The sequence below is a fragment of the Corynebacterium sp. KPL3927 genome (genome assembly GCF_040225835.1).
In the GTDB taxonomy this organism is placed as follows: Bacteria; Actinomycetota; Actinomycetes; order Mycobacteriales; family Mycobacteriaceae; genus Corynebacterium.
Genome location: NZ_JBEHGD010000007.1, coordinates 98339 through 109090 on the forward strand (window position 1 = coordinate 98339; position 10752 = coordinate 109090).

Below are 10752 nucleotides of genomic sequence, written 5' to 3' on the forward strand. Positions count from 1 at the left end.
ACCCGCTGGGATTGCCCTAATTAATGGCAATATATGCCTCCCCCCGAATGGTTTTAGGGCGTTTATGTGTTGAGTAACACACAAGTTATTCTTCATCTATGAAAATTTTGCGTGCGCGCTCAGCGCTGGGCTGTCTCGCGGTGGCGACAGCGCTGGGCACGGTAACAGCTTGTTCAGCGGGCCATACGGCGGTGGTAGATACCTCCGGGAACGAAGCCGCCCTGACGGTGGCGTCCAGCTCGGGAGCCACCTCGCTCGACTTCACCACCACGAGTGGGGCCGCCGCGCCCTCGGTGCTGATGGATAACGTCTATGAGACCTTGGTGCGCATCGATGAAGACGGATCCATCACCCCAGGCTTGGCCAAGGACTGGGACATCAGCGAGGATGCGAAGACCTACACCTTCCACCTGCGCGATGACGTGACTTTTTCCAACGGCGATCCCTTCACCGCGCAGACCGCCGCCTTTTCCATTAATTACGTCAAAAATGACTGGGCCAACGGCATTTCCTCCGCCATGGACCCGGTCGAAAGCGCCACCGCGGTAGATGACCACACCCTGAAGGTGCGCCTGGCTAAGCCCTCCAACGGCTGGCTGTGGTCCATGGGCACCACCATCGGCGCGATGATGTCACCTAAGGGCATGGATGACCTCGCAGCGAAGCCTATCGGCACCGGCCCCTACGAGGTGGCGGGATTCTCGCCCTCGGAATTCGTCTCCTTGCACAAGCGCGATGATTACTGGGGTACACCGTCTGAACACGATGTCACGGTGCGCTACTTCCCCGATGCCATTTCCTCGGTCACCGCGCTGCGCTCGGGCGGCGTGGACGTCGTCTGGGGCGTGGGTAACCCGGAAATCCTCGATTCCCTGGATGATTCCATCGATACCAACGTAGGCACCACCAATGGTGAGGTCCTGCTATCGATGAATAATGACCGCGCCCCCTTCGACGATCCGCGGGTGCGGCAGGCCGTGGCCTACGCCGTCGACCGCAAGGCGGCCAATGACATCGTCTGGTCCGGCATGGCCACCGATACCGGCGGCGCGCCCATCCCACCTACCGATCCGTGGTTCGAAGGCAAGAATTACTACGACTTCAACCCGGATAAGGCCCGCTCGCTGCTTGCCGATGCCGGCGCCCAAGGCACCCCGCTCACCATCACCGTGCCTACGCTCTACTATGCCCAGGCCATCTCCGAGCTGCTGTACTCGCAGCTTTCCGATGTCGGATTCGACGTCACCCTCGAAACCGCCGAGTTCCCTGCCGTGTGGCTGGGCCAGGTCCACGGCGCTAAGGACTATCAGATGTCGCTTATCTCCCACGTGGAGGCCCGCGATGTTCCGGCGCTTTTTGGCAACCCGGATTATTACCTGAATTATGATTCCGCCCGCACGCGCGAGCTGCTCGAAAAGGCCGATACCGCGAAACCTGAAGACTATCCCCGCCGCATGACGCAGGTCGTGGACCAAATCATGGCCGATGCCGGCGCGCTGACCGTGATGAATATGCCGAATGTCGTTCTAACGCGCCACGGCATTAGCGGCTTGCACACCGATCAGGTCACCGACGCCATCGTGTTGCGCGATCTCACCGACGACAAGGAGGACCAATGAGTACCTCTCGGGCACAGGCCATAATCCGGCCGCTGCTACGCTTCGTTCTCACGCTTTTTATCGCCTCCCTCATCATCTTCGCGCTCATGCGCGCCGTGCCCGGCAACCCGGCGCGCGTCGCGTTGGGCGTTAATGCCACTGAGGACGCCATCGCCGAGCTCAGCGCAGATCTCGGCCTCGACCGGCCGCTCATCGCGCAATACGGCGAGTGGATGAAGGGCCTTGCTACCGGCGATTTTGGCAAATCGCTGTCCTCGCAGCAGGACATCACCCCGCTGGTTGTGGACCGCCTGCAGGTCACGCTCATCCTCATCGGCCTGGCCATGGCCTTGGCGCTGGCCTGCGCGATTCCCATCGGCATGTGGCTGGCGCATAACCGCAATTCGCGGGTTGCCGGCCTGGTCTCTGCGGGTACGCAGTTGGGCATCGCCGTGCCGAGCTTTTTGGTCGGCATCATCTTGGTGGCCATCTTTGCAGTCCACCTGGGCTGGCTGCCGGCCAATGGTTGGGTTCCGCCGAATCGCGGCGTGGGCGATTTCCTGCGCCACCTGATTCTGCCGGTCATCGCCTTGGCCCTAGTCCAAGGTGCCATGCTCACGCGCTATATGCGCTCCTCGGTGCTCGACGTTATGGACCAGGACTATATCCGCACCGCCCGCGCCCTGGGCGATTCCCCGCGCGAGGCCCTGCACCGCCACGGGCTGCGCAATGCCGCTCTGCCTGTGCTTACGGTCTCTGGCCTGCAATTGACTTCGATGGTGGTAGGCGCCGTGGTCATTGAATCCGTCTTCGTCATCCCCGGCGTGGGTTCCATGCTGCTCGATGCGGTCTCCGTGCGCGATCTGACCACGGTGCAGACCCTCGTCATGCTGCTGGTCACCTTCGCGCTGGCAGTAAACATGCTTACCGATGTCGCCTACCGCCTCATCGACCCCCGAATCAAGGCAGGTGACGCGCGATGAAAATGCGTTTTTCTGGTTGGCTAGGCGCCGTGCTCGTCGGCGCGGTCGTCGTAATCGCCCTCGTATCGCTGGTGTGGACGCCATACGATCCCACCCTCGCCCAGCCGGGTAGCCGGCTATCCGGCCCCACCGCGGATCACATCCTGGGCACGGACCGCTTCGGGCGCGATACCGCCTCGCGCATCATGGCGGGCGCGAAAATCACCGTCTTCGTGGGTCTTATCGCCGTCGGCATCGCAGGTCTTATCGGCATCCCGCTGGGGATTCTGGCGGGCATGCGCCGCGATACCTGGGTAGAAGCGCTGGTCATGCGCGGCGCCGACGTGGTGCTCGCCTTCCCGGCGCTCTTGCTCGCCATCATCGCCGGCGCGGTCTGGGGCCCATCGACGCTGACGGCCATGATTGCCATCGGTATTTCCGGCATCCCCTCCTTTGCCCGCGTGGCGCGCTCTGGCACGCTGCAGGTGGTCACGCAGGACTATATCGCCTCCGCCCACATCTCCGGCGTGCCGGGCTGGAAGGTTGCGGTGCGCCACGTGCTGCCGAATATCGCGGGCCTTATCATCGTCCAGGCCTCGGTGTATTTTGCCCTCGCCATCCTCGCGGAGGCGGGCCTGTCTTACCTCGGTTTGGGCACCCCACCCCCGGCCGCCTCGTGGGGCCGCATGCTGCAGGATGCCCAATCGCTGCTGAGCACCGATCCCCTCCAGGCCCTGTGGCCAGGCCTCGCCATCGCCGCCACGGTCTTGGGCTTTAACCTGCTTGGCGATGCCCTCCGTGACGCCCTCGACCCCCGCATGAAAGGAGCCACGCGATGAGCCTTTTAAGCGTGCGCGATCTCAGCCTCAGCGCCTCCGAATCCTCCCTCGTCGGCCCGCTTAGCTTCGAGCTCGAGGCGGGCGAAAAGCTCGGCATCATCGGCGAATCCGGCTCCGGTAAATCACTAACCGCGCTGTCCATCATGGGCCTGCTGCCCACGGGGATTTCCGCCACCGGCGAGGTCACCGTGGCCGATCATCAGATCATCGGCGCTCGAGATTCCGCCATCCGTCCGCTGCGCGGCAAGACCATGGCCATGGTCTTTCAAGAGCCTATGAGTGCGCTGGATCCTCTAATGCGCATTAGTGCTCAGCTCACCCACGCCGGTGCGCGCGATATCGCCGCGGCCCTAGAAGAGGTCGATCTCGACGCCGATCTCGCCTCGCGTTTTCCCCACCAGCTCTCCGGCGGGCAGCGCCAGCGCGTGCTCCTCGCCATGGCCATGGCGGGAAGCCCCGACGTGCTCATCTGCGACGAGCCCACCACCGCCCTCGACGCCACCACACAAGACGGGGTCCTCCGCGTCATCGAGCGCGTGACCGAACAACGCGGCACCGCCCTGCTCTTTATCACCCACGACCTCAACGTCATCCAGCGCATGTGCCCGCGGGTGCTGGTCATGCGCGATGGCTATATCGTGGAGGAAGGCCGCACCGAGCGCGTGCTCACTCAGCCGCGCCACGCCTATACCCAAGAACTGGTTTCGGCCTCGCAGCCGCCAGACTTCGTCCTCACCCCGGCGAGTGGGGAGAAGGAAGTGGTGGTGCTGGAGGGCATCGGCAAGCAGCATGGCTCCCAGGCCGCGCTGACGGGGATCGATCTCCGCGTGCGCCGCGGCGAGCGGCTCGGTATCGTCGGCGGCTCCGGTTCCGGCAAGACCAGCCTGCTCAAGATCGTGGCGGGGCTAGATGCCCCCACCTCCGGAACCAGCACCGTGGACGGGCGCGTGCAGATGGTATTCCAAGACCCGCAAGGTTCGCTAAACCCGCGGCTAAAAATATGGAAATCCATCGCCGAGGCCATGCCCGGGCGCCTGTCCAAGGCCGAGCAACGCGAGCGCGCCGCCGCCGCGCTGGAAGAGGTGGGCATGTCCGGCAAGGCGCTCGACCGCTTCCCCCACGAATTCTCCGGCGGGCAGCGCCAACGCATCTCCATCGCCCGCGCGCTGTGCGGCGAACCGGATATCCTGCTTGCCGATGAAGCCGTCTCCGCCCTCGACATGTCCGTGCAAGCCCAGGTGCTGGAATTACTCGCCCGCCTCATCGAGGATCGCGGGCTGACCCTGCTATTTGTCACCCACGATCTCTCCGTGGTGCGCGGGCTCTGCGATAGGGTCGCCGTGCTCAACCGCGGCGAGCTCGTCGAGCACGGGCCCACCGAGCGCGTGTGGTCTGCGCCCGAAAGCGACTACACCCGCCGGCTCATAGCCGCTGCAGGGCAGTAAGATCCCTGCGGCGTAGGGTGGTTGCGGTAGATATGTCTAGCGAAAGGAGTCCAGCAGGCTCGTGAGCACCGACCACCCTATCCCGCAACGCCCCAGCACCATCCAGTTGCTGACCGCCTTTAATACCGCCTCCGTGCGTTGGCCCGGCGCCCTGCGCGCGGCCTTGGCGCTGCTGCTTCCCGGCGCCTTCGCCATGCTCACCGGCCACGACTACGCCATCCTGCTGCTGGCCACCGGCGCCTTCGCCGTTATTTTCGGCGAGGGCCACCCCTTTCGCACCCGGCCCCGCGTCATCCTTACCGCGGGCCTGGCCCTGACCACCGTGGCGACCGTGGGCGTGCTGGTCGGCCACCTGATTTTCGTCTCCGGGCACGGGCACTGGTGGCTGCTGCTCGCCGGGTTCTATTCCCTCCTGCTCGCCGCGCTGTGCGGCTTTGCCCAGAACGCGCTGCGCCTACCGCCGCCGGGCGCCTTCTTCCTCGTCTTGGTCGGCGGCGGCTCGGTGATGCTGGCGCGGACGGATACGAGCGTCGGCCAGCTGTTCTTCTGGTCCCTGACCGGCGTGCTGGCCAGCCTGATTCTGGGCATGGCGCCCGCGCTCATTGATGTGCACGGCCCCGAGCGCCGCGCCGTCGCCGCCTTGGAAAAGGCCACCGCTGCGTTTGTTTCCGGCGAGGATGATTCCCTCGCCCGCCACCACCAGGCCCAAACGGCGCTCTCAACGGCCTGGCAAGCGCTTGCCGATGCCGGCATTATCCGCGGCGGCCGCATCATCAACTCGGCAGCCGCGGGCCTGGTGGATCGCACCTTGCAGGCCCAAGGGCGCATCGTCGCGCATAACCGCGCGCTGGACTTGGGTTCTTCTTCCGATCTGCTGACTGATTACGCCACCGATGTGGACCCGCACCGCACCGCTATCCCGCACACCCGCCCCACCGGGCGCTACCGCATCTACCGCGCCGCGGTGCGGGATTCGCATGCCATGGTGGCCACGCAGAAGATTGTGTTGTCTGCCGCTATTACCACGGTGGTCAGCCTGTCTTTAGGTTTTGACCGCCCAGACTGGGGCGTGGTCTCCGCCTTTCTCATGCTGCAGTGGGGACCAGACCACGTCGCCGGCACTGTCCGCGGTATCCACCGCATGCTCGGTTCCATCGTCGGCGTCATGCTGTTTTCTATCTTCCACTACTTCGGCGTGTCCGGGTGGAGCTTGCTGGTAGCCCTCGCCGCCTGCCAATTCTGCGCGGAAATTTTCGTGGTCAAAAACTACGCCATCTGCGTCATCTTCTCCACCCCGCTCGCGCTGCTGATGGGCAATTCCGCGCAGCGCCCCCTCTGGCCCACCATCCAGGCGCGCATCAGCGAGGTCCTCATCTCCATCATCGTGGCCACCATCGTGCTGTGGTTCTGGCAGCGTTCCGCGCCCGTCCGCAACCAGCACCGCTTGCAAACCCGCGCCATGGAATCCATGTCCACCCTGCTGGGGCTGCTGTTTATCAATACTCCCGAAGAGGTCCTCGCCAGCCGCCGCGACCTGCAATACGAGTTGTTATCCGAGCGCCGCGCCATGCAGTCCCTCGCCGCCGATAACCCCGCCACCGCCCGCGAATTGTGGCAGCGGCACATCGCCATCCAGCACGCGGGCTATTTCTTGCTCGACTATTGCTCCACGCACCCGTTCAGGATGGCAAGCAGGGAGGAGCTAGACGGCATCGTCAAGCAGATTCACGCCGCGCATTCCCAATCGCGCTAGCTTGTGGAATGCGTTGCGGTGCTGAACAATTGAAGCCACTCCCCCTCGCCGATCTAAGGACACCGTGACTTCTTCCTCCCGCGCCTACAAGCGCTCCCTCGAACCGCACGATAAGGGCAGCGCCGTTGGGCTCTACCCGCACAATATGCACCCGGGGTTGGTACCTGGCATCAGCGTTGAGGACCAACGCAACCGCTTCGGCCTGGATAAATCGCTATTTTCCATCACCGCCGTCCTCATCGTGGCCTTCATTATTTGGGGCATCACCATGCCCGATAACCTGGCCGCCGCCTCCTCCACGGCCTTTAACTGGGCCATCACCAATACAGGATGGCTGCTGAATATCACCATGCTGCTGGCCACCGTGACCATGACCTATATCGGGTTCTCCCGCCTCGGCCGCATCAAGCTTGGCACGGATACGGAAACGCCCGAATTCAGCTACTTCAGCTGGGTAGCGATGATGTTTGGCGCCGGCATCGGCGTCGGCATCTTCTTCTACGGGCCCTCCGAGCCGCTATCGCACTACCTCAGCCCTCCCCCGCACACCGTGGATAACGGCAGCTCCGTCGAGGCACTGCACCAAGCCATGGCCCAATCGCACTTCCACTGGGGCATTTCCCCGTGGGCTGCCTACGCCTTAGTCGGCGCCGCGATTGCCTATTCCTCCTACCGGCGCGGGCGCGTACCCCTCATCTCTTCCATCTTCCAGCCGCTCTTCGGCTCCCACGCCACGGACGGCCCGCTGGGCAAGCTTATCGATGTCATGGCGCTTATTGCCACCCTCTTCGGCACCGCCGCTACCTTGGGTCTTTCCGCTATTCAAATCGGCCAGGGCGTCAGCATCATTCGCGGCGCGGGCCCCATGACCAATTCCGCACTCATCATCGTCATAGCCGTCTTAGGCTGCGCGTTTATCATCTCTGCGGTCTCTGGCGTCGCGCGCGGCGTGCGCTACCTGTCCAATATCAATATCACCTTGACCTTGGGGCTTGTCGCTTTCGTTTTCTTGGTCGGGCCCACCCTATTGCTGCTGAACCTGATTCCTTCGGGCATCGTGACCTATATCGATCAATTTCTGCCCATGATGGCCAAGGATTTGTCCTGGGGCGATGAGACCATTGAATTCCAGTCTTACTGGACGGCGTTCTACTGGGCCTGGTGGATTGCGTGGACGCCGTTTGTGGGCATGTTCGTCGCCCGCATCTCCCGCGGCCGCACCATTCGCGAATTCGCCGCCGTGACCATCTTTGCGCCCACCGCCATCTTGGCGCTGGCCTTTACCATCTTTGGCGGCACCGCCATTACCTTTAACCAAGACGGCGTCGAGGGCTTCGACGGTGAATCCTCCAATGAGCAGGTGCTCTTTTCGATGTTCCAAGACCTCCCCCTTGGCACCATCACCCCATTTATCCTCTTAGTCATCCTCGCGGTCTTCTTTGTTACCTCGGCCGACTCCGCCTCCGTGGTCATGGGCACCATGTCCTCCAAGGGCGACCCAACCCCGAATAAGCTCATCGTCATCTTTTGGGGCCTGTGCATGATGGGCATCGCCATCGTCATGCTGCTGACCGGCGGCGAAGACGTCCTCACCGGCCTTCAAAACCTCACCATCCTGGCAGCGCTGCCCTTCTGCCTCGTGCTGTTGACCATGATGGTGGCGTTCATCAAGGATCTGCGCTCTGATCCGATGTTTATCCGCCGCACCTATGCCCGTTCGGCGATGGACAATGCGGTCATGCGCGGTATCGCAGAGCATGGCGATGAATTCGAGTTCACCGTCCAGCACGCCGAGGCCGGACGCGGGGCCGGGCATGACTTCGATTCCGCCGCGGACCGCTATACCGAGTGGTACCAACGCACCGACGAAGAAGGCCGAAACGTCGACTATGACTTCGAAACCGGTAAATGGTCCGATGGATACGACCCAGAAGATGAGGAGAAATAATGGGCCTTCCCAGCGATGTCGTTCTCGATGGCTACACCCTCATCGAGCAGCACGAGATTGACCACGAATTCTTATTGCGCGGCTCACCACTTAGCACGAACACTCCCTTGCTCTTCGCCGCCGCCATCGCCGGCATCGCGCTCGTGGCCGCCAGCTTATTTCTCCGCGGGCGCGGCCGTGTCATCGCCGGTGTACTGGGCGCGGTGCTCGCAGTCAGCAAGCTGTGGTGGATGCCCTTCGCCTTGGCTCGGCACTTCGATGACGGCCAGGTCTTTGGCTATACGCTCAATTACTTCCCGCAGTACTGGCCGGTAGCCTCCATCATTGTCGGCGCCATCGCCCTCATTGGCCTCGCCTCTGCCGTTATCCGCCGGCCTTAGCCGCCGAGCACGGCACCTGCAGCGACCTACCCACTACTCTGGCGCGCTCGCGCAGTTCACAGGGATGAATTATTTCTGCACGCCGGCTGCCTCTCGCATGGCCCTGGTTTGTGCGGAAGGATGCTCGTTTTCGGTGGCCAGGCGCTCGAAAGCCACGGCGGCGAGCGCTGCTGCCTGCATACCGAGCACGGAGTCATCAAAACGCATCATCGGCGAGTGATTCCACTCGCGCTGGTTCTCGGGCGTCGAAGGGTTGGCCGTGCCCATCCACATAAACGTGCCCGGCACTTGGGAAAGGACATAGCCGAAGTCCTCAGAGGCCATCATCGGGGCCTCGAAAGGCTGCATATTTTCCGCGCCAAACATCTGCCCCCACAGCGTGGCGGCAAATTGGTTCTCCCGCGGGTTCGTCTTCGTCGTGGGATACAGCACCTCGAAATCCACCTGCGCGGTGCACCGGTGCGAGGCAGCCACCGAGCTGGAGACCTCGGTGATCATTTGGCGGACGGCGTCGATCTTTTCGTCGCGAAGAACGCGCACCGTCGCCCCCAGCGCCGCGCGATCCGGAATGGCGTTATACGCACCATTGCCCGCCCACAGGTTGGTCACGGTGATCACGATGGGCTCCAGCGCATCGAAGCGGCGCGTCAGCGCGGTCTGCAGCGCCATCTGAATTTCCGCCAGCGCCGCGACGGGGTCGATGGCATCGTGCGGGCGGGAACCGTGCCCGCCCTTACCCAGCACCGTAATGGTCAGGTTGGACGAGCTTGCCATCATCGGCCCGGGAACATAGTGGAACGTGCCCCGATCCTGCGGGCCCACGTGCAGGCCGTAGGCGGCGATTGGGCGTCGGCCAGCGGCATCGAGCACGCCTTCCTCAATCATCGGCTGCGCACCGCCGGGGCCTTCCTCGCCGGGCTGGAACATAAAGGTGACATCGCCATGCAGCTCCTCGCGGTGCTCACACAGCATGCGCGCGGCCCCAATCAGCCCCGCGGTATGTAGGTCATGGCCGCAGGCGTGCATGTATTCATTGATCGACGCAAAGGGGCTTCCGGTCTGCTCATGCACCTCCAGCGCGTCCATATCCGCGCGCAACAGCACCGAAACCGGCCGCTCGCCGCGCTTGCCGCCACGCAGCGCCGCCACCACGGAGCTGAGATCCTGCCCCACATGGATCTCAAGCGGCAGGCCCTCGAGCGCCTCAAGGACTTTTTTCTGCGTGCACGGCAGGTGCAGCCCGATTTCCGGGTGACGGTGCAAATCGCGCCGAATGTCCTGCAGGTCCTCCACCATGTTTTCGCCCATGTCCTGAAAAATCTCCGTCGCCTGCTGCTTGCCGATGCGCGCCCTTGTCACCGGCAGCGGCGGCAACTCCTGCGCTTGGCGCGGCGCGGACTTACGTCCGGGGTGGTTGGGGCGAACAATTTTCGTGGGATCAGTCATGTGGGCTCCTTTACTCGCTGTCATATTCGACAATACCGCAGGTTATCCACAGGGTGAATGGACGGCGAGGCATCAGGTGTGACGCGTGGGGCGAGTTATCCACAGGCGGGGTGGCGCGGGCTTTCCCGCGGGTGGACGGAGGCTTAACCTCGCAGGCATGACCCGCTTGCAGGACTACGCCCGCCAATTAACCTCGCCGATGGAGCTTCTCGGCGAGGTATTCGGCCTTGCCGAGGCGGACCTGCGGCAGCTTGGCATTTCCCGGCAGGAATCCCACGAATTGCTGCTGCTTGCCGATGCCTACGGTCAAGTCCCGTGTAGTGGTGTAGCCGTTTGTGCTTTCGGCTCGGTATGAAGTTCGGGGTTTGGTTAGGCGGTTAG

Annotated in this window: 9 protein-coding genes; 8 read left to right on the plus strand and 1 reads right to left on the minus strand. The window is 63.3% G+C overall.

Features of this window, described 5'->3' with window-relative positions; all coding sequences use genetic code 11:
- Positions 1–98 precede the first annotated feature (98 nt).
- The 7 genes from ABRP86_RS05550 (at position 99) to ABRP86_RS05580 (ending at position 8925) form a co-directional block, all read left to right on the plus strand.
- Positions 99–1619 (plus strand): ABC transporter substrate-binding protein, encoded by a 1521-nt coding sequence (locus tag ABRP86_RS05550; protein WP_349862938.1) that lies wholly within the window; start codon positions 99–101, stop codon positions 1617–1619.
- On the plus strand, positions 1616–2581 hold the full coding sequence (locus ABRP86_RS05555; protein ID WP_237792465.1) for an ABC transporter permease: 966 nt from the start codon (positions 1616–1618) through the stop codon (positions 2579–2581). Before ABRP86_RS05550 ends, ABRP86_RS05555 begins: the two co-directional genes overlap by 4 nt.
- A complete protein-coding gene (locus ABRP86_RS05560; RefSeq protein ID WP_349862940.1) occupies positions 2578–3399 on the plus strand; it encodes an ABC transporter permease in 822 nt (273 codons plus the stop codon). Before ABRP86_RS05555 ends, ABRP86_RS05560 begins: the two co-directional genes overlap by 4 nt.
- Positions 3396–4844, plus strand: a complete 1449-nt coding sequence (locus tag ABRP86_RS05565) for an ATP-binding cassette domain-containing protein (RefSeq protein ID WP_349862942.1) — start codon at positions 3396–3398, stop codon at positions 4842–4844. Before ABRP86_RS05560 ends, ABRP86_RS05565 begins: the two co-directional genes overlap by 4 nt.
- Positions 4845–4905: 61 nt before the next feature.
- The gene (locus ABRP86_RS05570; RefSeq protein ID WP_349862944.1) at positions 4906–6597 is read left to right on the plus strand and encodes an FUSC family protein; all 1692 of its coding nucleotides are present in this window, start codon (positions 4906–4908) and stop codon (positions 6595–6597) included.
- Between the two features lie 145 nt (positions 6598–6742).
- Positions 6743–8545, plus strand: coding sequence for a BCCT family transporter (locus tag ABRP86_RS05575; RefSeq protein ID WP_349862952.1), 1803 nt, complete (start codon positions 6743–6745; stop codon positions 8543–8545).
- Positions 8545–8925 (plus strand): hypothetical protein, encoded by a 381-nt coding sequence (locus ABRP86_RS05580; RefSeq protein ID WP_349862945.1) that lies wholly within the window; start codon positions 8545–8547, stop codon positions 8923–8925. The genes ABRP86_RS05575 and ABRP86_RS05580 overlap by 1 nt, the downstream gene beginning before the upstream one ends.
- Positions 8926–8994: 69 nt before the next feature.
- On the opposite strand, the gene ABRP86_RS05585 is transcribed toward ABRP86_RS05580, so the two are convergent.
- Positions 8995–10371 carry a M20 metallopeptidase family protein gene (locus tag ABRP86_RS05585; protein ID WP_349862947.1) on the minus strand — a complete coding sequence of 459 codons (1377 nt, stop codon included), beginning with the start codon at positions 10369–10371 and terminating at the stop codon, positions 8995–8997.
- Positions 10372–10528: 157 nt separating this feature from the next.
- Here ABRP86_RS05585 and ABRP86_RS05590 point away from each other — a divergent pair, with 157 nt between their 5' ends.
- Positions 10529–10726: a hypothetical protein gene (locus ABRP86_RS05590; RefSeq protein ID WP_349862949.1), complete on the plus strand. Its 198-nt coding sequence runs from the start codon at positions 10529–10531 to the stop codon at positions 10724–10726.
- Positions 10727–10752 lie beyond the last annotated feature (26 nt).